A 24,717-nucleotide genomic window follows, 5' to 3' on the forward strand; every position below is an offset into this window, starting at 1 on the left:
GCGACGGGGCGATTAGAGCATCTAAGACGCTTTGCATGACGTTTTGAGACAAATCAGGCAACAAAAAAGCCACTGTTTACCGCCGTTTGCATAAAGAAACTCGGCCTCGGCGCTCGAAACCGTTACCCTATGCAGCTGTTTTTTTGTATTTCTTCGAGGTAGCACCCGTGTTTTCCCAATTCGCCCTGCACGAACGCCTGCTCAAAGCCGTGGCCGAGCTTAAATTTGTCGAGCCAACGCCTGTGCAAGCAGCGGCTATTCCGCTGGCGCTCCAAGGGCGTGACCTGCGGGTGACAGCGCAAACCGGTAGCGGCAAAACCGCTGCATTCGTTTTGCCGATCCTCAACCGTCTGATCGGCCCGGCGAAAGTCCGCGTCAGCATCAAGACCCTGATCCTGCTGCCGACCCGCGAGCTGGCCCAGCAGACCATCAAGGAAGTCGAGCGCTTTGCGCAGTTCACCTTCATCAAGTCCGGCCTGATCACCGGCGGTGAAGATTTCAAGGTCCAGGCCGCCATGCTGCGCAAGGTGCCGGACATCCTGATCGGTACGCCGGGCCGGATGATCGAGCAACTGAACGCCGGCAACCTCGACCTGAAAGAAGTCGAAGTACTGGTGCTCGACGAAGCCGACCGCATGCTCGACATGGGCTTTGCCGAAGACGTGCAGCGTCTGGTGGAAGAATGCACCAACCGTCAGCAGACCATGCTGTTCTCGGCCACCACCGGTGGTTCGGGCCTGCGCGAGATGGTCGCCAAGGTCCTGAACAACCCGGAACACTTGCAGCTGAACAACGTCAGCGATCTGAATGCGACCACCCGTCAGCAGATCATCACCGCTGACCACAACCAGCACAAAGAACAGATCGTGAACTGGCTGCTGGCCAACGAGACCTATCAGAAGGCCATCGTGTTCACCAATACCCGGGCCATGGCTGACCGCATCTACGGTCGTCTGGTGGCGCAGGAATACAAAGCGTTCGTGCTGCACGGTGACAAAGACCAGAAAGACCGCAAGCTGGCCATCGACCGCCTGAAGCAGGGCGGCGTGAAAATCCTCGTCGCCACCGACGTCGCAGCTCGCGGCCTCGATGTGGAAGGCCTGGACCTGGTGATCAACTTCGACATGCCGCGCAGCGGCGACGAATACGTTCACCGCATCGGTCGCACCGGCCGCGCCGGCAACGATGGCCTGGCCATCTCGCTGATCTGCCACGGCGACTGGAACCTGATGTCGAGCGTCGAGCGCTACCTCAAGCAGAGCTTCGAGCGCCGCACCATCAAGGAAGTCAAAGGCACCTACGGCGGACCGAAAAAGGTCAAGGCCTCGGGCAAAGCCGTTGGCGTGAAGAAGAAAAAGGTCGACGCCAAGGGCGACAAGAAGAAAACCGGCGCCAAGGCACCGACCAAGCGCAAGATCGCCAACCGCCCGAAGACCGACGCTTTGTCGCTGGTCAGCAAGGACGGCATGGCCCCACTCAAGCGCCGCAAGCCGGAAGCGCCGGCTGCTGAATAAACCGCTGTCAGTCAGTTAAGGTACGGCGAGCACAAAACCTGTGGCTAGGGGCTTTTGTGGCGAGGGGGCTTGCCCCCGTTGGGTCGCGAAGCGGCCCCCCATGCTCTCTGGAAAGAAGGGACTGCTGCGCAGTCCAACGGGGGCAAGCCCCCTCGCCACAGGGTTAGTGTCGTGCCTGACTGATCGCCAATAGCTGTAGCTTTTCAATAAAAAACCCGGACAGTGTCCGGGTTTTTTTACGTCCAGCGTTTGTCAGCTCCCCAACAGCCCACTGGTGTCCGCATCAAAGCGTTGCTTGGCTTGATCAGCCTTCGGTTTGAGTAACGCGAGCAGCGCGGCTTCGCTGTACAACTGAGTGACTGCCAGTTCCCTGGGCGTCGGCTCAATCGGGATCAGCACGTCTTCAGTGTCGGCATGCAGCCAGATCGCCACAAGGTGCAGCGCCGAAACAAACAACACCCGCAGTTCCACTGTTTTACCCTGCAGTTGCGGCGACTGTTCCGCCAGTTTCAACGCGCCGACCGTCGCGGCCGCCATGGCCCCGTGGTTCAGCGAGGCGAACTCGACATGGCCGCGGACGTCGGCCAATTGCGCATCGGCAATCGTCACGCCATTGGAAAACACCAGGTAATGCCAATCGCCCACCTTGGCGTCTTTCAGGCCTTTGCCCTGGCTCACATCCTCCAGGCTGAGTGAGTAACCCCGGTAAGCCTCGCTGAGGCTGATCTTGCCGGGCGTGGCGTTGGCAAACTGGCGATTGACGCCGAAGCCTTGGGTTTGCAGGGCAGCTTGCAGCGCCGGACGCAAGGTCTGCACGCCGTTGGAAGGCGCCTTTGGATAAGTCAGTTGCATGATGTCGCCCTCCTAGTTTTTAACGGTGAAGTAAGTGTTGGTCCAGTTGCCGCCGCCGTTGTAAGAACCGGGGAACGAGTTCAACGCGCGGGTCGAGTAGCCGTAGATCGAGTCTGCGACCAGCACGTAGTTGCCGTTGGTGCCATAGATCGTCAGGAAGTGCGCACCGCCACCGTACCAGGCACACCGCAAACCGATCGGTCGGCCCATGTTGATCTGGTTCTGGATGGCCGACATCTGCAGCGAACCCTGGTTCATGCCGTTGAAACTGCGGGTAATCCTCAGGGCTGTATCCAGATAGCCGTACACGTTGCACGGCCCCGGTTGATTGCAGCAGTTGCGGTCGAGTGCAGTGGTGGCCACGCCACATTGGGTCCAGGACCCGGTGCCGTAATAGTTGCCAACCGAGGCGGAAACCGCCGCCCAGCACCAGTTGGTCTGGGTTTGCTTCTGCATTGTGAAGTTGAGACTGGCAGCAGCCAGTGCGCTGAGGGGGGCAGCCGATTCGACATCGGACAGTTGCGGGTTAAGCAGGTGACCGGTCAGGCACCTTGGCAGGGTTTCGCCGGTGAATGACGTGGCTTCAGTGGTTAACATTTTTTCAATCCTCCATGAGTGAAAACAAGCGTCCAGCTTGTGGGTCTGTAGCGGTGTAACAGAGCGATCGGCGTGTGCGGTTTGCCATGTTGTATGGCCGGCTCCGATCCAGGCTCGGGGTAACCTTAGGTAGATATATGCGTCTGTGCAAATAATTAAATGCACTAGTGCAAATTCCAGATCGAAAGGACGGCGCCTTTGGCAGCGCCGGAAGAAGCGTCATTTTTGCGTCGGAGTGACCGAAGGCTGCAATCCCTGGTTTCAGCTCTCGGCCTTTTTATCTGCCGTCTTCAGCTCTTTCAGCCGCTGATCAATCAGCTGGCATTTGTCGGGAAGATCCGCGCTGGCGGTGCCCAAATCCATCTTCTGCAACTCGGCGTTGATCTCTTTGGCCTTGGCCGGGTTCTGCTCGGTGAGTTTGGTCACTTCCTTGGCCAGTTGTTCACGCTTGGCTGTGGCTTCTTCAGGAGTGCAGGCCCAAGCGGGGAGGGCACAGGCGAGGGTGGTGACGAGGGTGAGTTTCAGCAGGGTTTTCATTGTGAGCCTCGGTTCCGTTTCGGGCGGTTAAACGGTTGAGGCTGTTGGGCTATTAAAGTTCACTCATCATCCTTTAGTCGGGTAGACATTACCGTTCGTCGACTTTTTATCTCCTCTGGATCCAAGAATTGACGTCAGAATGATGGCACTCTAGTATCGCGCCACTATTGTGCTATCAGTCTCCATTCGAGGGATCGAACATGTACCCACCCGCCCTCGTGGCGAGGTTGTGCCTAGCTTTGCTGTGCCTTTCTCCGCTACATCTTGCTCATGCCGCCCCCACTCCAGGGGAAACCGACCTCATTCGTGAACGTCAGGACCGCTTGCTCGAAGAGCAACGTCGGCGTCTCGAAGAGCTCAAGGAATTACCCGGCAAGGACGTCAAACCCGCCGCACCAACGGCGCCAGCCGACACCCGTTGTTTCCCGATCAAGGACATCGAACTCAAAGGCGCCGACAGCCTTTCCGAGCGCGAGAAAAACCGTCTGCTCAAGCCCTACATCGGCCAATGCCTGGGCGTCACGCAGCTCAATGAGTTGCTGAAAGTCATCACCGATCACTACATCGAAAAAGGCCTGGTCACCAGCCGCGCCTACTTGCCGCAGCAGGATTTGTCTGGCGGGCATTTGAAGGTGTTGGTGGTCGAAGGCAGGCTCGAAGGGTTGAAAGGTGCCGACGGCAGTAAGCTGTCGGACCGTGAACTGGCCATGGCTTTTCCCGGCAAGACTGGCGAACTGGTCAACCTGCGGGAAATCGAGCAACTGGTCGATCAACTCAACCGTTTGCCATCGAATCAGGCACAGATGGAATTGGCTCCGGGCAAGAACGTCGGCGGCAGCGAAGTGCTGGTCAAGAATACCCCGCAAAAGCCCTGGCGTGCCGGGTTGTCCCGCAGCAACGACGGCCAGCGCAGCACCGGCGAGCAGCAGTGGGGCACGACGTTTGATTGGGACAGCCCGCTGGGCCTGGCCGATCAGTTGAATCTGCGCGGCGGTCACGATGCGATGACCGATCACCAGCACACCTCCAACAACGCGCTGCTCAATTACAACCTGCCGTGGGGCTGGTGGAACTTCAATTACACCTACAGCCAGAGTGAATACCGCTCGCAGGCGCAAGCCAACGGTTTCAACTTCAAGCAGACCGGCGACAGCGAAAACCATCAATTGCGCGCCGAGCGGGTGATCCATCGCGATGCCGTGAGCAAGACCTCCCTCAGCACCGGCCTCTCGTACCTGCGCACCAATAACTTCATCGAAGACAGCAAACTCAAGCTGAGCAGCAACCGCATCAGCGAAGCACAGTTCGGCATCAACCACGGTCGGCGAGTCGGCAGTGCCTTCGTCAACCTTGACCTCGGCATGCAGCAAGGGATCGGCGCGTTCGATGCTCAGGGCAACGGTCACCCGGGCCCGGGCGAACCGGATGCGCGCTACCGCAAATACACCGCCACCGCGAGCTACCTGCAACCGTTCAAGGTGTGGGGCGAATCGTTCAGTTTCAGCAGCCTGATGACCGGCCAGCGCAGTGAAGACGTGCTGTTCAGCCCGCAGCGCACCAGCCTCGGCGGGCAGTCGTCGATTCGCGGTTACAAGGATCAATCCTTGTCCGGCGACAGCGGCGGTTACTGGCGCAACGACCTGCGCTGGAGCCGTCCGGTGACCCTGGAATGGCTGCGCCCGGTGTTCGCCGAATACGGCACCAGCCTCGGTTACGACCAGGGCGTGATCCGTGGCGATCGCTACAACGGCGACCAGCACGGACGCCTGTCCAGCAACTCGGTGGAGGTGTTTGCCCGCGGTCAGCACTTGGCCGCCAGCGTGACCTTTGCTCATTCCCTGGAACGTCCGGACACCCTGACCGAGCGCGAAGCGCCGATCTATTTCCGTATGGATTTCTTCCTCTAATTTCGTTGCATCGAGACCTTCCACATGGACGTTCGCCACTACGCTTTTCTCGCTCGCCAACCTTCTGCCGCCGTGAAAACCCGTGAGCACTTCTGGGGTATGCCCAAACGCGGACTGGCGTTTCTGTTGGCGAACGTGATGTTCTGGCAACCGATGTGGGCGCAGGCCGAAGGGATCGTCGTGGCCTCGCCAGGCACCAGTCTCGGTCAGGCGGGCAACGGTGTGCCGATCGTCAATATCGCCACGCCCAATGGCACGGGCCTGTCGCATAACCAGTTTCACGATTACAACGTCGGCACCCAAGGCGTCATCCTCAACAACGTCGCCAACCAGACTGGTGCGACGCAATTGGGCGGCATCATCGTCGGCAACCCCAACCTCACCAACAGGGTCGCCGCGCAAACCATCCTCAATGAAGTGGTCGGCGGCAGCCCGAGCCAGCTACGCGGTTACACGGAAGTGGCGGGGCAATCGGCGCGCGTTATCGTCGCCAACCCGTATGGCATCAGCTGCAACGGGTGCGGGTTTATCAACACCCCGCGTGTGACGTTGACCACCGGCAAACCGGTGCTCGACAGCGGCCGACTGGATCGCTTCCAGGTTGATCAGGGCAGCGTCTCCATCGATGGCGCCGGGTTGAACGCCAACAACGTCGACAGCTTCGAAATCATCACCCGCAGCGCGAAGATCAACGCCGAGATTCAGGCGAAGAACCTGACCATTGTGGCCGGTCGCAACGACGTCAATGCACAGACGCTCAACGCCACCGCTCGTGCCGATGACGGTAGCGTCAAACCGCAACTGGCCATCGACTCGTCGGCGCTGGGCGGGATGTACGCCGGGGCGATCAAACTGGTTGGTACGGAGGCCGGGGTCGGGGTGAAGCTGGCCGGCAACCTGGCCGCCAGTGGCGGTGATATTCAGATCGATGCGAATGGCCATTTGAGCATGGCGCAAACTTCTGCTGCCGGCGCGGTAAACGTCAAAGCCGCGAGCCTCGACGCTCGCGGCCCGGTCTACGCCGGCACGGCGCTCAACGTGCAAACCCAAGGCAACCTCACCAACCAGCAAACCCTCGCCGCCCGCGACAGCATCGCGCTGAGCGCTGGCGGTCAGTTGACCAACAGCGGCGTCATCGAGGCCGGGGTCAACGCCGACAGCGGTCGCAACGGCAATGGCGATGTCAGCCTGACGGCGCAGAACCTCAACAACAGCGGCAAAAGCGTGGTTGCCAGCCGCAACCTCACCGTCAACACCGCACAGACCTTGAGCAACCAGGGCGGCACGCTGAGCGGACAAACCACCCGCATCACCGCCGCAACGCTCGACAACCAGAACACCGGGCGAGTGTTGAGTAACAGCACGTTGAGCCTCGATGCCAATCAGGTGTTCAACACCAACGGAGTGATCAGCAGCACGGGCCTTCTCACCGGTAATGTCGGTCGACTGAACAACAACAGCGGTGAACTCAGCAGCTTGGCCGACATGACGCTGAGCGTGACCGCACTGGATAACGTCGCCGGTCTGGTGACCGCTGGACGTCTGCTGCACATCACGGCCAGCGGCGCCATCAACAACAACAGCGGCACCCTGGGGGCGCAACAAGCCCTGACCGTCCGCGCGCAAAACCTCGACAACAGTCAGCAAGGAAAGCTGAGCAGCGCAGGTCAGTTGACCACCCGCGTCAGCGGCCTGCTGAACAACCAGAGCAAAGGGCAGATCCAGGCCAATGGCGCGATGGATGTGCAGGCCACGCGCCTGGACAATCGCAACGGCAAGATTTCCAGCCTGAATACCCTGAACGTCAGCAGCAACAACATCGACAACCGTGGCGGGGTGATTCGTGCCGATCAGGCGGTGAAACTGCAGGTCACCGAACTGGATAGCCGCGACAAGGGGCGGGTGGAAAGCAAGGCGGCGTTGACCTTTGATGGCAGCAAACTGGACAACCGCAATGGTGGCCTGCTCACAGCCACCGGACCGCTGTCCATCAAGGCCAAAGACGTTGCCAACGATGGCGGCCGTATCTCCGGCAAGGGTGATATCGAAGCCAATATCGATGCCTTGAGCCAGCAGGCTGGCGAGTTGATTGCCGAGGGCAACCTGACGTTGACCGGCAAGTCGCTGGACAACCGAAAGGACGGTCTGGTCGCGTCCCTCAAAACACTGAACGTCAACGTCGATCAAATCGACAACCGCAGCGGTTCGCTGTCCAGTCAGACCGACCTGCACATCAACGGTGCGGCCCTGAACAACAGCGACAGCGGCAAAGTACTGTCCAACACGACCCTGGCACTCAAGGTCGATCAGATCATCAATCAGGCTGCCGGCCAGATTGTCAGCAAAGGCGCGGTTACGCTCACGGGTATCGGGCTCGACAACTCGGGCGGCAAGATCGTCAGCCAGAACAACCTGGCGTTGACCTTCGACGGCATCAAGAACAACCAGCAAGGCCTGATCAGCAGCGAAGGCACACTGGTGCTCAACGCCGGCAGCCTGGACAACCGACTGGGCAACCTGTCTAGCTTCCAGGCCATGTCGCTCAACGTCGCGACAGCCCTGCAAAACCAAGGCGGTTTAATCGGCTCGCAAAAAGGTCTGACGCTGGTCAGCGCCAGCCTCGACAACAGCGACAAAGGCTTGATCAGCGCCAAAGCGGCATCGACCGTCACCACGGGTGAATTCAACAACAGCAACGGCGGCAGTCTGGCAGCCGACGGCACCCTCGACCTGACGGCCAGGCACTTAAATAACTCGGCCGGGCAGATTGGCAGTCAACAGCGGCTGAACGCTTCGGTCACGAGTCTGGATCAGGACGGCGGCGAGCTGTTCAGCAACAGCGACCTGACCCTCGACTTGAACAACGGCCTGCTCAACAACCAGCGCGGCAACCTCCACACGCCCGGTCAGTTACTGTTGAAAAACCTCAACGAGGTGAACAACAACGGCGGCGAAATTTCCGCGGCCAAGGCCTACAGCATTAACGCCAAAAGCCTGAACAACGACGGCGGCAAGCTGCTGAGCAATGAAAAACTCACCCTCGTCATCGACCGCGCACTGAGCAACATCCAGGGCCTGATCAAGGCGGCCGGCCTCGCCAGTCGAAGTGCGAGCCTGGACAACAGCAAGGGTGAAATCCGTGGTCGTGGAGAGGTTGATCTGACGGTCACCGACGCCTTCAATAATCAGGGCGGCCTGGTCATTGCCGATGACGGCCTGACCGTGAAAGCCGCCAGCCTCGATAACCGTCAGGAGGGTTTGGTAGGGGCTACGAAAGCGCTGAAACTGACCGTCGACAACCTCGATAACCGCAATGGCGAGTTGTCGAGCAAGGCGGACGTGACGCTGATTGGCCAACAACTCGACAACAGCGATGCCGGTTACATCCTGGCCGGCGGCAACCTCGCGCTGACTGTGGGCAAGGTTATCAACCGAAATAAAGGCCTGTTGTCCGGCGATACCGGGCTGACGCTGACCGGGCAGACCCTGGAAAACAGCGGTCGCCTCACCACCCAGAAAAACCTTGCGCTCACTCTGTCGTCCGATCTCGACAACAATCAGGGCAGCCTCATCAGCGAAGGCGAACTGGCGCTAAACGCACAAAGCCTGAGCAACAACGGCGGTACGATTTCCAGTGCCAAGGCGCTGACTGTCGTCACCCAGAGTGCCATCAGCAATCAGGGCGGCAAGCTACTCACCGACTCGACGCTGACCCTCAACAGCGCCAGCCTCGATAACCAGCAAAAAGGCGCAATCAGCAGCAAAGGCGCCGCCAGCATCACCACCGGCGTGCTCAATAACAGCAACCAAAGCACGATTTACGCAGGCAATCGTCTGGACCTGAGCACCGGGCAAGTCACCAATACCGGCGGCAGCGTCAGCGCGGCCACCTCGCTGATCGCTAACATCACGGGACTGGATCAGCAGGGTGGCAGGCTGTTCAGCAAAGGCACGTTGAGCCTCGACCTGAATGGCGGGGCGTTGAACAACCAGGACGGTTTCATCAGCGCGCCGGGCCAATTGCTGCTGAAAAACCTTGCCGACGTGAACAACCGCCACGGCGAAATTTCCAGCGAAGAGGCCTTTATTCTGGCGGCCAGGCAACTGGACAACAGCGACGGCCAACTGCTTAGCAACCAGAAACTCACCCTGCAAATCGACAACGCGCTGACCTCGGTCAAAGGCAAAATCGCCGGTGCTGCCTTGCAGGTTCGTGCCGCGAGCCTCGATACCAGCGCCGGTAAAATACTCAGCGATGGCGATATTCAAATCACCGTCGACGGGCTGCTGACCAACCAGATCCAGGACCTGACCAGAGGCCTGATCAAAGCGACCGGGCAACTCTCTCTTAACAGCAACGGCTTGAACAACCTGGGCGGTAACCTGTTCGGCGGCACCGGTATCAATATCGATCTGGGCACCGCTCCGGCCGACCTGAACAACCAGGATGGTTTGATCAACACCAAAGGCGTGCTGAGCATCGCTCACCTGCGCGACCTGAATAACCAGCAAGGCGAAATTTCCAGCGTCCACAGCTTCGGTTTGAGCGGTAACCAACTGGATAACCGTGGCGGCAATCTGATCAGCAACGATCAACTGACGCTCAACGCCTCCAGTTTGAACAACCAGGGCGGTCTGGTTTCCGGCTGGAAGAAACTGGTCGTGACCGGCGGCAGTCTCGACAACAGTCAGGAGGGCTCGGTTTCCAGCCAGTTCGGTAACCTGGACATCAACCTCGGCGGTGCGTTGATCAACACCGACAAGGGCGTCAAGGGCGGCATCGGTGCCGACGGCACCGTGACCATTACCGCGGCCAGTCTCGACAACCGCAATGGCATCGTCAGCAGTAACGGCACGCAAACACTGACCATGACCCAAGGCCCGATCAATAACGCTGCGGGCGGCGTGATCGAAAGTGGCGACACCCTGGACATCAATGCGTCGGGCCTGAACAACAACGCCGGGAAAATCACCGGCAATAAAGCCCTGACATTCACCGGTACAAGCCTGGATAACAGCAACGGTAGCCTCGTCGGCAGCGACAGCGTCACCCTCGATTTGCTCGGTGCGCTGACCAACGTCAATGGCGCGCTCGGCAGCACCGGCCCGCTGGTGATCAAGCGTTCCGCCAGCATCGACAACCGGGGCGGCCAGTTGCTCAGCGAAAGCCTGTTGACGCTGTTGACCGGTGATTTGAATAACAGCCAGCACGGCACCTTGTCGGCCAACGGGCAGCTTGACCTCACCGCCTCCGGCACCGTCCGCAATGACGCCGATGGCCTGATCAACAGCCGCGACGCCGGGCTCACCCTCAACGCCAAATCCCTCAATAACGCCAGCGGCGCGCTGCAAAGCCTGGGCGCAATGACCCTGGACGTGACCGGCGGCGACATCAATAACCAGAGCGGCAAAATCATCGCTCAAAACGGCGACCTCAACATCACCGCCGCCAATCTCGACAGCCGCAGTGGTGTGCTCTCGAGCCTCAAAGGTTTACTGCAAACCCGCCTCACTGGCGTATTGCGCAACGGCCAGGGCGGCAAGATCGAAGGCCGCCGTCTCGACCTGCAAGCCTTGGGCGGCATCTACAGCGACGGCGGCCGCATTGCCGCCAACACCGGCGATATCTTGCTCAATGCGGGCAATGCCGCAGTCGATAACAGCGGCGGCGGGATCCACGCCAAAGGTCTGGTCAAAGTCATTGGCAACTCGCTGAACAACAACGCGGGGCAGATCAGTGGCCAGACCATCGATCTAGGCCTTAATGGCAACCTCAGCAACCTCAGCAACCTCAGCAACCGCAGCGGCCTGATCGAAAGCACCAGCACCCTGGCCGTGCGCGCCACCAGCGCCGATAACCAGGGCGGTAAACTGCGTGCGCTGGGCAACAGCGGTAAAACCAATTTTCAGATCGGCAGACTGTTCGATAACCGCAACGGGTTGCTGGAAACGGCCAACTCTGACCTGACGCTGGCCACGCCAGGCTTCCTGAACGCCGGCGGCACCGTGACCCATGTGGGCGTGGGTGAGTTTGATATCTCCACGGCCAACGTCTTGAACGCTGGCGGCACGATGGTGACCCGTGGCGGGTTGACGCTGAATGCGGACAGCTGGACCAACAGCAGTGTGATTCAGGCGGGGCGGTTGACGGTTAACGTCAACAATTTTGTGCAGACCGCAAGTGGTCAATTGTTGGCTTCCAGTCATCTGGAAGGGCGGGGCGCGAATTGGACCAACGACGGGTTGATTGCCAGTGATGGCAGCTTGAATCTCAATCTGGGCGGCACGTACACCGGTAACGGGCGGCTCTCCAGTTTGGGTAACCTGACGTTGACTGCCGCGCAACTTGGCTTGTTGAGTGCAACCAGCATTGGCGGGGGCGCGCAAACCACTTTCAATATTGGTGGGCAACTGACGAATGCCGGGCGGTTGACCTCTAATGGCGGACTGACGATCAACGCCGGCAGTGTCAGCAACACGGGCACGTTAGGGTCAGCACAAGACCTGACTATCAAGACATCGAGCCTGCTGAACAACCGCAGCCTGATCTTCAGTGGCCGCAATATGAACCTGCTGCTCAATGACTTGACCAACCAGAATGGTGATGTTTACAGCATCGGGGATCTGACGATCGCCGGGCGCGATGGCGGTCGAGCCAATACGGTTAATAACCTGGCGGCATCGATTAATGTGGATGGTGATTTTTCACTGTCGGCCAATAGTTTCAATAATAAAACCGAAGGGGTCATTGGCGAAGAGAAGCTTCTGTCCGGCGATATTACGTTTGATCCGAATTCCGCCACTTTTTACGTCAACGAAAACTTTGTATCGCAATCAACGATCACTGGTCCCCAAGCGTCGCTCACTGTGGCGGGAAACCTGACCGGTAATGTGGGGACTTTCACCAATACGGCTTCGCAGATTTCAGCCGGCAAGAATATCAAGCTGGATGTGGACACCTTCAATAACTTTGGACTGCAGTCTGGCAATTTCACCCGCTCGCGCACTTTCAAACTCGCAGGTCTTCCAGATCGCCAGGATGGTTGGACAAGCACGGATTTGCAGGCTTACGCAAAAAGAAACTCCACCCATGTATATAAATATTCAAGAACCTGGCATGAGCCTGATAAGGGCGGGACGCATTGGGGCTATGTTGATCTGGACAAGCAGCTAACCAGCACGATCAACCCGAACTACGGTATAGGGCCTGAAATAGCGGTGCCTGCGCCCATTCTGTCCGGCGAGCTGAAAAACGATGTCAGGGTCTTCACCAATGGCGGAGGCAGCGTGTCCTCCATCGTTCAAGCCGGGCAAGCCATACAGATCAACGCAAAGAACACGATCGACAACAGTAATCTCAATCCATACACGAGTTTTGGCGGGACGACCAAGGGCACAGCGGATACCGGCGTTCAGAACGCTGCTAAACCGACCATCATCTTTTTGAACCCGCAGCTACCGCCAGACCTGGCTCAGCAACAGGTCAACCCATTGGCACTTCCTGGTTTCACCTTGCCGACCGGCGATAACGGCCTGTTCCGTCTTAGTCGTAAAGACGGCACCGAGCAAACGGCAGTTCCGGGTAACGGCTGGACCATCGGCACCATGGAATCAGACCTGGTCCAGCGCGATCAGGACTCCACGTTGGTGAAGGCTACCGAGTTCAAGTTCGACAAAAATGACCCGGTATCGGTCAAGGCCCGCGACCTTGCCCTGGCGAGTCGTCCGCCGGTGGACTCCAGCGACAAAATGGCAATGGTCAGTGTCAACGCTGCCGCCAGCGATAGCCCGGTGGGCGTGTTGTTGCCGAACCGCACCAGTGGACCGATGAGCGTTCCGCGCGTGCAGGGTTTACCCGACACCAGCGTGCGTTCAAACCCACATAAATACCTGATCGAGACCAACCCGGTACTCACCGACCTCAAGCAGTTCATGAGTTCGGATTACCTGCTGAGCAATCTGGGCTACAACCCGGACACCAGCGCCAAGCGCCTGGGTGATGGCCTGTTCGAACAACGCCTGGTGCAGCAATCGATCGTGGCCCGCACCGGCCAGCGTTTCCTCGACGGTCAGACCTCTGACGAAGCCATGTTCAAGTACCTGATGAACAACGCCATCGCCAGCAAGAACCAGCTGAATTTGTCGATGGGCGTCACCTTGACCTCCCAGCAAGTCGCGGCGCTGACCCACGACATCGTCTGGCTCGAAGAGCATGTGGTGAATGGCGAAAAAGTACTGGTGCCGGTGCTGTATCTGGCCCAGGCCAACAATCGTCTCGCGCCCAATGGTGCATTGATCCAGGGTGGCGATGTGACCCTGATCGCCGGTCAGGATTTGAACAATGCGGGCACGTTGCGAGCGTCGAACAACCTCTCCGCCCAAGCCGGCAACGACCTGACCAACGCAGGCCTGATCGAGGCAGCTGATCGCCTGACGCTGAAGGCGGGTAACAATATCGTTAACAAGTCGGGCGGCATTATTTCCGGTCGTGACGTCACCCTCACGGCAACCAATGGCGATGTGATCAACCAGCGTGATGTGACGGGAGTCGACTCGACCTACAACGGGAAATCTATCCATCGCGACTATCTCGATAACGCGGCGCGGATTGAGGCGGCTAACGATTTGGCCATCCAGGCCGGTCGCGATATCAACAACATTGGCGGCGTGATCAAGAGTGGTCAGGACCTGGAGCTTGATGCTGGCCGAGACGTCAATATCACCTCGGTTCAGGACCGAAACACCACGTCACGTGGCAGCAATTTCCTCAATCAGACCATTACCCAGTACGGCGCAGAAGTGTTGTCTGGCCGTGATCTGTCGATCAGTGCTGATCGCGATGTTGCTGTCGTTGCCAGTCGCCTGGACGCCAAGCGGGATATCGGTGTCGATGCAGGCAACGACATCATCATTACCTCGGCGGCGAACGAAATCGATTACGTCTCGCGCAGCAAGAAGCGGACGGAGGAAACGCACCGCGCCACCCAGCAGGCGGCCGTGCTGAATGCCGGTCGCGACATTGCGCTTAATGCCGGCAACGATCTGGGGATTATTGCCAGTCGCATCAAGGCTCAGGAAGACATTAGCCTGGATGCGGTTCAGGACATCACAGTAGCCTCGGCAAAAGACGAGAGTTCTTCCTACTACTACAGGAAGAAGACCGGTTCGTTCGGCCGCAGCAGCACTACCCAGAAAGAGAGTTACGACAGCACCAACGTTGCCTCAGTGATCGAAGCCGGCCACGACCTTACCGTAAACACTTCCAAGGATGAGGATGGTGCAGTCAGCCTGGATGGCGGCCGCAATGTCACCATCATCGGAAGTCAGTTGAAAGCGGGTAACGACCTGGTGGTGGGGGCAACTAACGACGTAGCGGTTCTTTCTGCCACCGAAGAGACCGGCGACTACAGCAAAAAGACAAAAACCGGCTTGTTCGGTATGTCGAGCAGCGGCAAGAGCCAACTGCAGACGACCGTCACTCAGATCGGTAGCGAGCTCAACGCCGGGCATGATGCCGTCGTCATTGCGGGGCGTGACGTGCGCTTGAACGCGAGTGAAATTAACGCCGACAACGATGCCGAGTTGCATGCCGGACTGGTGGATAAAACGGGTGATATCACGCTTTCATCCGCCGATGACCTGGCTTACAGCCGCGCTGAGGAATACAAGAAAAAGCTTGGCCTGACGCTCAAGGATGCAATGGGGTGGGCGGTCGGTACACCCAGTTTCGGAGGTGACATTACTTTCAATGCATCACACAAGGAGGGACGCGAAGTCGTCAGTTCCAACAGTGTTGGCAGCCAGGTGAATGCAGGGCATGACGCGATTTTGAATGCCGCTCGTGACATCAACATCATTGGCAGCGGCATCAGCGCCGATAACAACGCGAAGCTGGGTGCCGGCCGCGATGTGAACGTGGTCGCTTCTACCGACCGGCAGCGCAGCAACAGTTGGGAAACCGACAAAAGCTTCGGCCTCAAGCAAACCGTCGATAACAACGGGTACACCACGTTTGTCGGCAATGAAACCATCAAGCACGGCGTCGACAGCAGCGGTTACACCGCCGCGGGCAGCTCCATTGATGCCGGATTGAACCTCAATGTCACTGCCGGTCGTGATATCAACCAGCAAGGGTCCGACCTTGAGGCCGGAAACAACATAAAGCTCAAAGGCGGTCGCAACATCAATATTGATGCGGCGGAACAAGCCAGCATCGTCACCACCCGTGACAGCGTGAAACGCACGGGCAGTACCACAACAGTCGCTTACAACTTTGGCAACACCGTTGATAGCCTCAAAGGTACCGGCAAAGGTGAGGATGGGGTCAGCAAGGGTTCCAGCGTTCTGAAGTCGGTCGATGCACTGGATAATTTTTTCAGCGGGCCGAAGTTCGACGGGCACATTGGCAGCTCGAGCACCAGCGAGACGCTAACCCAGACCTCCGTGACTCATCGTCCATCCAGCCTCTCGGCCGGTGGCGACATCACGCTTGAAGCTGAAAATGACGTCAATGTGAAAGGCAGCCAATTCGATGCCGGTCGCGATATCAATGTCACTGGCCGCAACATCACCTTTGATGTGGCGCACGGTGCCGAAAACAGCGAAGACAATCAGACCCAAAGCAAGGGCGGCATCAAGGGCGGCACCACTGGTGGTTTCAAACTGGGCGTCGGTATCAGTAATGCCGGCAACGAGGGAGAGTCGAGTCAAGGCACCTCTACGGCGACGCAACTTAATGCCGGTGGCAGCATCAAGCTGGATGCGAAAAACGACCTGACGCTCATCGGCACACAGGCGACTGCCGAAAGGGACATCAAACTCAAGGCCGGCAACGACCTGAATATCCTGTCGGCACAAAACGCCTACAGCAGCGAAAACACTCGTCGCAGCTGGGGAGCAGAAGGCGGCATCATTGCTGGCCAGGACGGTTTTGGGGTCTATGGCTCTGCCAACGTCGGTATAGGCGATCTTGACCGCAAAGGCGTCAAGCAGCAGGAAGCCTATCTGCACGCAGGTAATAGTCTGAGTTTCGAAAGTGGCCGTGATACTACGATCGCGGGTGCCACATTACGTGGTGACGAAGTGATCGGTGATGTCGGGCGCAACCTCACCGTGACGTCGGTGCCGAACACCGGCAAGGTCGAGGGCAAAGAGTTCGATGCCAGCCTAACCGTGGCAGTGAGTTTCGGCGTAACGGCCAGCGGCTCTCTGGGTTATGGCCAAACTAATGGCAAAACCAATTGGGTCGAAAATCAGACTGTCATCAGCGGCAAAAACAAAGTCGATATCCGCACCGAAAACCACACCCAACTCGATGGTTCTGTGATTGCTGCTGATAATGGCAATCTCAAACTCGACACAGACACTTTGGGTTTCCGCAATATTACCGGCAAGGACAACGAGCACGGTTACTACCTCAATGTCAGCGGTAGCTACGGCAGTAGCGGCGGGGCTCAGACGGACAAGCCCAATAAAGGCATGGAAGGAGGGGATAAAAACAGCTGGGCGGCGGAGGGTTACAACTACACAAAGGATCGCGAGCAGACACTGAACGCTACGGTGGGGGCGGGCGAGATTGTTGTGCGTCACGACAAGGCTACCGGGCAGGACTCCACGGCTGGGCTTAATCGAGATGTGACCAAGGCCTACGAAGTGACTCGGGACGAGGAGCATCGTACGGATCTGTATGTCAGCAGTTCTTCAGTTGGAGCGGTAAGAGATCCGGTAAAAACACTCGATAGATGGACTAGCAATGTCATCAACTTCGACGAGATCCAGAAAAAACAGGCTACCGAGATTTTTGGTTCCATTGCTTCCAGATGGAATGAAATTCAGGCTCAACATGTAGACATTAATGACGTGCCGCAAAAGGTTCGTGAAGCATTTGGTGACGAGCGCGCCCTCGCGATTACCAAAAACCTCGTTCTAGAAGGTATCGACCCGGAAACTTTTGATCTGCTGCCAGAGGGGCTTCTGAGCGCACTGGACAAGTTTGCAAAAGAAGCGGCGGTTTTTGATGGGAAGGTCGAAGCCTGCCAGACGTGCAAAGTCGTCACACAAGACAACTGGCGGCGGGGTCAGGTTGTGGAGCTGGGGGTAACAAACATCAACGATCTCCCCCGCAACGCGGGCGAGGCCATGCTCAAGCCGATCATAAGTGCATTGGAACTTGCCCACAAGCTCCCCCCAGAACAAATGCAGTTCGTAACGCTGTCTATTCAGGCAATCATGGGACCCTTGAAACTAGCGGTCGGCGTGGCAATACACACATTGATCGAAAAGCAAGTAGGGGACCAATACAAGGCGCTGAAAGAGGAAGCTGCGATCGACTTGGCAGCCGCGCTGACTAACCGTGATCCAGTTTTCATGAGGGAAGAGCACGAGAAGGCCAAGAAAGCCGGCGGCGTTCTTAAAGGCGAGCCTTACGTCATGGCTATCGATTTCCTGATTGATACTGTGGTAGGTGAGGGCATAAAGGGGGTTGGTAGGGTTCTATCCGTTCGAGCTGATACGGCCAAAAACCAAGGCGGGACCGAGCATTCTACAGATATTAAAAGAGGTGCTGGTTTCAAAGAGGCAGCTGCTGAACTGGGTTATGATCGACGAATCCCTCCACAGAAAGCCCCTTTCGATTCACACGGGCAGCCAGTTTTTTTTAATGGCAAAGAATATATAACACCTGATGTCGATGGGCATAACGTTACAGGGGGGTGGAAAGTGTTCGACCGGAAAGGTAGACGTGTTGGCACCTACGATGCAGATCTGAACAGGATAAAAAAATGAGTTTTGATATTTCGCTGGATAAAGAACCTATAGAGTCTTTTGGTGTGCAGGTGTTGGTGGGTCGTATAAAAATGGAGGGAGTTGAAGAGTGCTTCCATTCTCCTGTTTCTTATTGGGGGAGAGAAGAGTATCTCCAGAGTTGGTATTCTTCTCTTTGTCGAGGGATCAACGATAGGCGACACTCGGTCCTGGTTACTTCCATGCTAGACCCAAATAAATCAAATTTTTTGATGGTGTGGGTTTTATATTATGTTGGTGAGAGTGTTTGCATTCAAAACTCTGTAGTGTTTTTAGATGAGATGGTGGCTAGTTTCAATATAGATGACGTCAATACGTATGTTGGTGAGCGAGAAATATACAATGAGGATGGTGTTGAAATCTCGGAATGGATCGTACCAATTTCAGAGGTTTTGAGCTGCAAGGACAGGTTAAAGAAGCAAGTTGAAATTTAAGGGGGCTGGATAAGGGGATAAATTTGAATGGCACTTACTTAACATGTTTAGCGTGCCCATTTTTCCTGACATCCGCCCTTGCTGACCGATGTGATTTGGTCAGCAAGGGGTAGGCTTGAGGTCTTTGTTTTACAAGAAAAAAGGGGACACCCATTAGCCGGTCTCGAGTCAAGGCTAAAAGCCAACTTGCCCTGCAGCTCTTGCTGCAGGGTTTCTCCTATAACTAAACCCGACTGGTTGAACCCGTCGTATCCGTTTCCTCATCGTTGGCTACGACCAAGTCGTGCCTGACACCCATGTGGATCAAGCGGTAGCGATACACCTAGCACCGCCCTGGCAGTCAACTGCCCCAGAGAAACGTTGGTGCCGCCAAATGTCCAAAACGTGTCACAGATCTGTGGTTCGTGCAAAAAGCACGTCCAGTCTCGACGGGCTCACTTGGCAGACGACCCGGTTAAAACACACTCAGGCGGTGACAGCCGGCCGCCACTCAGATTTTATGGCTTACGCCAGTCCCTTTTTGGTTGATCGGCCATCACCTTAACTCGCCCTTCAGGCGAAACAGCGCTTGGCATCAAAAGGCTGTTTCTCCTTTAAAATGTGGTAACTCGCCCGCGCCAGTTTGTGCGCCAGTGCTTTGGTAGCGACCACGGCGTTGGTCTTGGCTTTCTTTTTCTCAAAAAAACGTTTGGCGTCCGCACTGAAGCGTCGCGCAAAATTGGCCGCTTCGATAAATGTAGAAAAGGGGACGGATTTATTTTATTTGGTTGTGAGGTGTCTAGTCCTGAAATAGGTTTACACCTGTTTCAGGACGGGACAAGGCCGGCAAATAAATCTGAGAATCATCTGGCCGGCCTCCCCACCTCACGGAGGTGGCGCAAAATTCAAGGTGCGAACTTAGACTTTTGCTGTGAGGAGGCCGTGATGAAATTCTGTGGCATAGACCTGCATTCGAACAACAGCGTTGTTGTGGTTACCGACGAAACGGACCGAGTTTTGATCAGCCGACGCTGCCCCAATGAGTTGACGCAAATCCTCCCGCTACTCGAACCACACCGTGGAGAATTGCTCGGCGTCGTGGTCGAGTCTACGTACAACTGGTATTGGCTGGTCGACGGCCTGAAGGCGGCAGGCTTCGAGGTAAAACTGGCCAACCCGGTGGCGATGCAACGCTACAACGGCTTAAAGCATTCCGACGATAAGGATGATGCAGCGTTCCTGGCGCATTTGCTGAGGCTAGGGATATTACCCACTGGCTATATTCATCCGCCACAAGAGCGAGCGCTGCGCGATCTGGCACGTAAACGGATTCAATTGCTACTCCGTGTACACCACGGCCGATGGTGTGATCCGGTCGTGGCGGTTCGAGACATCGCGGCCTGAAAGTTGTTATGTGTTCTAGCGCGCACTACCCTCCGTGACAGCAACTGGACGATGTCTTGTCGTCGTATTTGTCGTGGTGCTGCACCCACTCCATGATTTCCTCTTCATTACGGCCCTTGGGCGTCAGGTCGAGGTAGTTGTAGGCGCCGACCAGCAGGTCGAGACCACGGGCATAAGTGGAATAGGTGTGAAAGATCTCGCCGGCTTCATTGCGATAAAACACGCTGAGGCCAGGGAGTTCTTCTTCCGCTCCGTCGGATTTTTCGTAGTTGTAGGTGGCTCTGCCAGCAGCGACATCTTCGGCTCGGGCAGAGACGCCAAAGTCGTAGTTGAAATCGCAACCTTCTGACGACACCCAATCAAACTTCCAGCCCATGCGCCGTTTGAAGGCCTGGAATTCGGCGAACGGTGCGTGGGAAACCGCGACCACGGCGACGTCATGGTGAGCCAGATGCTGGTTGGCGCCGTCGATGTGGTCGGACAGGAACGAGCAGCCGGGGCAGCCTTCGTCCCATCCCGCGGCGAACATGAAGTGGTAGATGACCAACTGGCTGCGGCCGCCGAACAGGTCGGCGAGTTTCAGTTCGCCTTGGGGGCCCTGGAAGTGGTAATCCTTATCGATTTTCACCCAGGGCAAGGCGCGGCGTTCGGCACTGAGCTTGTCCCGTTCTTTGGTGAAGGCTTTTTCGTGGGCCAGGTGTTGTTTGCGGGCGGCGAGCCATTCATCGCGGGACACGACGGGATGATTCTGAACGTTCATCAGGTTTTCTCCTTCGCAATGCTGGGAGGTGACTTACACAGCCTAGTCGTTTGACCTGCGTCCAATTCGACATGCCGTCGGTCGGCAGCCGCAAAAAACTCGGCTGAACGGCTGCGCGCGGTGCCGGTCACAACTTAAGAAGGCCATCTCACTCACAGGCTTTGGAGGTTGAATCAGGATGACAACTTACAACTGGGATTTGATTGAACGCTTGCTGCACGAAGTGCAACACGGTGAGTCCAGTTTCACGCCGCGCCCGTATGCCGAGCAGTACGCTGCGGAGAAAGCGTCGGAAGGCGAAGCGACTGAAAACCTCGATCACCTCAAGGCTGTGGCCGGCGAGTACGAAAAATTACTGCTGGAGCGCGGCTATATCGAGCCTAGGCCTGAAGAGCAGGGCGGCACCGGCTCCAATTATATTTTGACGCCGCGGGGCTCGAGTTTGTTGAGCCTGATCGACAGCAGCATTCCGGGTAATGATCATCCGCGGCAGGTATTGGATGAGCAGGAAGATGCACTGGATGAGCTGACGTTTGATGAGGTGGCGTCGAAGGCGCAGATCGCCTGAAGACCACCCATAACCAATGTGGGAGCGAGCAAGCCCGCTCCCACATTGGATTTGTGTTGTGTTTTAGCCTTGTTGCGCTGCTTTCAGGCATTTCAGATCGTTGAAGTCCTTGCGAACCCCTTCAATTTTCTTCAATAAGCGCTGGCGCTGTACCGGCGTACTCTCAGCCATCAAATCCACAAACAAGCTTCGTGCCTGCGCTTCGGTATTGGCGTAGGCCTGACGGTAAGCCGGCGTCCACAAACTCTCGCGATTCACCAGAAGTGTCTCGATACGCTGTGGGAATTCCGGACTCTGGCGTTGCGCAACGGCCGCACTGAACTGCTTCTGCCAATGGACACGGTTGGCGATCCATTGCGTGTTCTGGTCACCCAAGGCGTTTGACCATGTCACCACCCGTTGTCGCTGGGTCGGGCTGAGCGGTCCAAGCCAGTCGTTCAGGCGCTTTTCCATGCGCGCGCCGCGCTGCTTGATCTGCTGATCGAGAGACGGTTTAACGTAATCCTCCTGGCGTTTGCGCTGATCCTTGTCGAAGGCGTCGTTCATTTCCGCGACTTGCTTGTCATCCAGCCCCTGCAACAGCTCGATGGCCGAGGGCGTGATTTCTCGGGCGGTCTGGGCGATGGCGGCTTTGGCTTCCTGAGTGCGGGTCTGCAGTGCGGCGTCGGAGACCTGATTGGTCTCGACCATGCTCTGCAAGCGGTCCAGCCAGTCGAGATAGCCCGGCAATTGCGTGGTGCAGTGCCAGCTCAAGTGTTCCCCGAGGCGCTCGTTGAACCAGCCTTTCTGTTCGCCATTCATGTCCAGGTAGTCGCTGAGCGTCCACGGAATGATCACGTCGAGGTTGCGGTAGGCCAGGCCCACGCGGCTACAGGCGCCAAGAGCGAGGCTGAGGGTGATGATGACGGCGAGATACTTCAACCAGCGCGACATGGGCGAATCCTTGCGAAAGCCTGGCTTCGTGAGGGGGATTCTTATGTGAACGCAGAATGTGCCCGGCAGTTCAGCCGATCAATAAAAGGCGCGCTCCGCCCTGATAGTGACCAGCCCGTCGCACTGGCTGTTGTGCCCGGAATAGGCGGAGCAGTCGCTGCCGCTGAGGCTTGAGTCGCTGTAGATCAGGTCCAGATCGACGCCCATGAAGGGGCGGGAGAGTTGCACGGACCAATCGGTGAAGCTGCCGATATACCCGCCGTCGACAGACGCCGGCGTGTTGAGCTGATGGGTGGTGTATTTCATGCTGATCCCGATGCCGAACGGCTGATTGCCACCCAGGTCCGCGAACACGGTGCTGTTCTGTTTGTCCGGGTCATTGCTGAAGGCTGCGCCGAAACGGCTGCCGAGAAAGGTCAGGCCACCGAACAGCTCCTGGCTGTCGAGAGTGTCCACTTTCGGATAGCTGTAGCGGATCAAGCCGACTTCGTACCCGAGGGTATTATCGAAAGGCTGTTTAAAGCCCAGGTAGGAATCGACTTCAAGGTTGGCCCCAGGGGATAAACCCATGCTCGGCGCCCATTGCCCCACATAAAAACCGCTGTCGTGGCTCAGGTCGAGGCCGCCGTGGAACGAGCCGGTGCTGGAAGGCTTGACCAGCCCCTGGGCCATGCTGCGGCTGGGGGTGGTGCCGAGTTTGAGGTCGAAGTCGCCCAATTCACGCTGGAAGATTTGCGCGTTGGCGACCGAACACGACAGCAGGGTGCCGAGCAATAAATGGGAGGGTTTGAGCATGCGTCACTCCATGACCGCGAGGAGCAGGAACAAAAACCTACTGAAACGCTTGATCTAGACGTGTGCAAGCATACCGGCGAATGCTCGGCATTGAAGGCCGTTCGTCGATTTTTGAAATATTGATGTGTTTGGCGGGGTGTGGCGAGGGGGTTCCAGCCCAAGCGCTTCGAAGCTCAAAGCGCTTACGGACCAGGTGACGCAGCGGATCTTTGGGGGAGTGTTACTTCTTGCCCAAAGTGATCTGCTTGGACGGGCCGAACGTCTGGCCGCTGACGCCTTTGGCAATTTGCTGGATCTCGCCGCCGGACTTGAGGAACGCAGCAATCTGGTTGTTGATCGATTCGCTGGTTTCAACGGCTGGAGCTGGCTTTGCTTTGCTGTTGGATGCTTTTACACGCATGGCGGCCATTAACCTGTAGAAAATTAACTTGGCCAGGCATCGTACAGGAAATACTTGACAATTGCTTGGCAAATATCCCCTCAAAATACACATCGTAGCGACGAAATTAATCACAAGTTATTGTCCAAAATACGTACCTAAGCTGCTGTTTTAACTAAAAACGACGGTAGATAAATACGATTTTTTGAAGGTTCGGCAGGGGTGATGTTCGCCCGTTCGGCCTGACGAGCGGCCAAACGCCTAAGGCAAACCCAGGAAAATGAAGGCCTTCAGAAGAATTTCTGGTGTCACCCGGCTGGCCACGGGAACGTCGCCCGCAAAACCGGGTAGAATGCCGCCCACGCAATGAGGGTATTGGAAATGGCTTTAGTCGGGCGCTACAACAGTTTGCAAGTGGTTAAACACACTAACTTCGGTTTATATCTTGACGGTGGCGCGGATGGCGAAATCCTCCTGCCTAATCGTTATATTCCCAAAGATATTCCCAGCGAAGATGAAGATTGGCTCAACGTTTTTGTTTATCTGGACAGCGATGACAAACTCATCGCAACTACCGAAAAGCCGAAAGTTCAGGTCGGTGAGTTCGCCAGTTTGAAAGTCGTTGAAGTCAACAGCATCGGTGTTTTCCTGGATTGGGGCCTGCCGAAGGACCTGCTGCTGCCGTACTCCGAAGAAAAGCGCCAGATGACCGCCGGCGAATATGTCGTGGTGCACGTCTACCTCGACAAGCACACCCGCCGCATCACCGCGACGGCGCGCCTGGATCGTTACCTCGACAAGACCCCGGCCAGTTACACCCCGGGCCAGGAAGTTGATTTGCTGGTGGCCGAAGCGACCGATATGGGTTTCAAGGCAATCATCAACAACAAGCACTGGGGCCTGATCCACAAGAACGAAATCTTCAAGTTCATGCGCGCCGGCAAGGAAGAGAAAGGCTTTATCAAAGAAGTCCGTACCGACGGCAAGATCAGCCTGAGCCTGCAACCAGTGGGCGAAGAGGCCGCCACCAGCCTCAACTCGAAGATCCTCGCCAAGTTGCGTGAAAACAACGGCACCCTGCCGGTCAGCGACAAGAGCGATCCGGCGGTGATTACCAGCCTGTTTGGTGTCAGCAAAGGCAACTTCAAGAAGGCCATCGGTGCGCTGTACAAGAACGGCCAGATCGTCATTCATGCGGATCGCATTGAACTAAGCTGACCGCGCGCCGGCCCCATGTAGGTCAATTACACGGGGTTG

14 protein-coding genes are annotated in these 24,717 nt (G+C 57.1%); 7 read left to right on the forward strand and 7 right to left on the reverse strand.

The features are described 5' to 3' along the window. Positions 1–167: 167 nt before the first annotated feature. Entirely contained in the window at positions 168–1,514 is a 1,347-nt protein-coding gene (locus tag DJ564_RS08610) for a DEAD/DEAH box helicase (protein WP_008153197.1), read from the forward strand. A 252-nt stretch (positions 1,515–1,766) separates the two neighbouring features. Here the strand turns inward: DJ564_RS08610 and DJ564_RS08615 are convergent, their stop codons facing one another. The 3 genes from DJ564_RS08615 to DJ564_RS08625 form a co-directional block, all read right to left on the reverse strand. Continuing rightward, complete coding sequence (locus DJ564_RS08615; RefSeq protein WP_109628494.1) at positions 1,767–2,366, reverse strand: hypothetical protein; 600 nt, start codon at positions 2,364–2,366, stop codon at positions 1,767–1,769. Between the two features lie 12 nt (positions 2,367–2,378). Then, positions 2,379–2,963, reverse strand: a complete 585-nt coding sequence (locus tag DJ564_RS08620) for a papain-like cysteine protease family protein (protein WP_109628495.1) — start codon at positions 2,961–2,963, stop codon at positions 2,379–2,381. A gap of 261 nt (positions 2,964–3,224) precedes the next feature. Next, positions 3,225–3,500: a hypothetical protein gene (locus DJ564_RS08625; RefSeq protein WP_010462036.1), complete on the reverse strand. Its 276-nt coding sequence runs from the start codon at positions 3,498–3,500 to the stop codon at positions 3,225–3,227. A gap of 200 nt (positions 3,501–3,700) precedes the next feature. Here DJ564_RS08625 and DJ564_RS08630 point away from each other — a divergent pair, with 200 nt between their 5' ends. From DJ564_RS08630 to DJ564_RS32330, 4 genes are all read left to right on the forward strand, one after another. Beyond that, positions 3,701–5,407 (forward strand): ShlB/FhaC/HecB family hemolysin secretion/activation protein, encoded by a 1,707-nt coding sequence (locus DJ564_RS08630; RefSeq protein WP_109628496.1) that lies wholly within the window; start codon positions 3,701–3,703, stop codon positions 5,405–5,407. A 24-nt stretch (positions 5,408–5,431) separates the two neighbouring features. Next, complete coding sequence (locus DJ564_RS08635) at positions 5,432–18,190, forward strand: hemagglutinin repeat-containing protein (protein WP_162556187.1); 12,759 nt, start codon at positions 5,432–5,434, stop codon at positions 18,188–18,190. Beyond that, positions 18,187–18,642, forward strand: a complete 456-nt coding sequence (locus DJ564_RS08640; protein WP_109628497.1) for a hypothetical protein — start codon at positions 18,187–18,189, stop codon at positions 18,640–18,642. The genes DJ564_RS08635 and DJ564_RS08640 overlap by 4 nt, the downstream gene beginning before the upstream one ends. Before the next feature lie 624 nt (positions 18,643–19,266). Further along, the gene (locus tag DJ564_RS32330; RefSeq protein ID WP_256597484.1) at positions 19,267–20,025 is read left to right on the forward strand and encodes a transposase; all 759 of its coding nucleotides are present in this window, start codon (positions 19,267–19,269) and stop codon (positions 20,023–20,025) included. Between the two features lie 25 nt (positions 20,026–20,050). On the opposite strand, the gene DJ564_RS08655 is transcribed toward DJ564_RS32330, so the two are convergent. Further along, on the reverse strand, positions 20,051–20,785 hold the full coding sequence (locus DJ564_RS08655) for a thioredoxin family protein (RefSeq protein ID WP_109628498.1): 735 nt from the start codon (positions 20,783–20,785) through the stop codon (positions 20,051–20,053). 178 nt (positions 20,786–20,963) lie between these two features. Between DJ564_RS08655 and DJ564_RS08660 the strand changes: the two genes are divergently transcribed. Further along, on the forward strand, positions 20,964–21,353 hold the full coding sequence (locus DJ564_RS08660; protein WP_109628499.1) for a transcriptional regulator: 390 nt from the start codon (positions 20,964–20,966) through the stop codon (positions 21,351–21,353). Positions 21,354–21,416: 63 nt separating this feature from the next. Here the strand turns inward: DJ564_RS08660 and DJ564_RS08665 are convergent, their stop codons facing one another. The 3 genes from DJ564_RS08665 to DJ564_RS08675 form a co-directional block, all read right to left on the reverse strand. Next, positions 21,417–22,286 carry a DUF6279 family lipoprotein gene (locus tag DJ564_RS08665; protein ID WP_109628500.1) on the reverse strand — a complete coding sequence of 290 codons (870 nt, stop codon included), beginning with the start codon at positions 22,284–22,286 and terminating at the stop codon, positions 21,417–21,419. Between the two features lie 78 nt (positions 22,287–22,364). Beyond that, the gene (locus DJ564_RS08670; RefSeq protein ID WP_109628501.1) at positions 22,365–23,081 is read right to left on the reverse strand and encodes a TorF family putative porin; all 717 of its coding nucleotides are present in this window, start codon (positions 23,079–23,081) and stop codon (positions 22,365–22,367) included. Between the two features lie 220 nt (positions 23,082–23,301). Continuing rightward, entirely contained in the window at positions 23,302–23,490 is a 189-nt protein-coding gene (locus DJ564_RS08675; protein WP_017337097.1) for a hypothetical protein, read from the reverse strand. A gap of 351 nt (positions 23,491–23,841) precedes the next feature. Between DJ564_RS08675 and DJ564_RS08680 the strand changes: the two genes are divergently transcribed. Further along, positions 23,842–24,678: a S1 RNA-binding domain-containing protein gene (locus tag DJ564_RS08680; protein WP_109628502.1), complete on the forward strand. Its 837-nt coding sequence runs from the start codon at positions 23,842–23,844 to the stop codon at positions 24,676–24,678. Positions 24,679–24,717: the final 39 nt, after the last annotated feature.

It is taken from the genome of Pseudomonas sp. 31-12 (assembly GCF_003151075.1).
Lineage (GTDB): Bacteria > Pseudomonadota > Gammaproteobacteria > Pseudomonadales > Pseudomonadaceae > Aquipseudomonas.

Bases quoted from the DNA above. Each gene is read 5' to 3' on its own strand.
- DJ564_RS08680 (WP_109628502.1), top strand. From the start codon at position 23,842: ATGGCTTTAGTCGGGCGCTACAACAGTTTGCAAGTGGTTAAACACACT.
- DJ564_RS08625 (WP_010462036.1), bottom strand. From the start codon at position 3,500: ATGAAAACCCTGCTGAAACTCACCCTCGTCACCACCCTCGCCTGTGCC.
- DJ564_RS08670 (WP_109628501.1), bottom strand. From the start codon at position 23,081: ATGCTCAAACCCTCCCATTTATTGCTCGGCACCCTGCTGTCGTGTTCG.
- DJ564_RS08655 (WP_109628498.1), bottom strand. From the start codon at position 20,785: ATGAACGTTCAGAATCATCCCGTCGTGTCCCGCGATGAATGGCTCGCC.
- DJ564_RS08630 (WP_109628496.1), top strand. From the start codon at position 3,701: ATGTACCCACCCGCCCTCGTGGCGAGGTTGTGCCTAGCTTTGCTGTGC.
- DJ564_RS08635 (WP_162556187.1), top strand. From the start codon at position 5,432: ATGGACGTTCGCCACTACGCTTTTCTCGCTCGCCAACCTTCTGCCGCC.
- DJ564_RS08665 (WP_109628500.1), bottom strand. From the start codon at position 22,286: ATGTCGCGCTGGTTGAAGTATCTCGCCGTCATCATCACCCTCAGCCTC.
- DJ564_RS08675 (WP_017337097.1), bottom strand. From the start codon at position 23,490: ATGGCCGCCATGCGTGTAAAAGCATCCAACAGCAAAGCAAAGCCAGCT.
- DJ564_RS08640 (WP_109628497.1), top strand. From the start codon at position 18,187: ATGAGTTTTGATATTTCGCTGGATAAAGAACCTATAGAGTCTTTTGGT.
- DJ564_RS08615 (WP_109628494.1), bottom strand. From the start codon at position 2,366: ATGCAACTGACTTATCCAAAGGCGCCTTCCAACGGCGTGCAGACCTTG.
- DJ564_RS08620 (WP_109628495.1), bottom strand. From the start codon at position 2,963: ATGTTAACCACTGAAGCCACGTCATTCACCGGCGAAACCCTGCCAAGG.
- DJ564_RS08660 (WP_109628499.1), top strand. From the start codon at position 20,964: ATGACAACTTACAACTGGGATTTGATTGAACGCTTGCTGCACGAAGTG.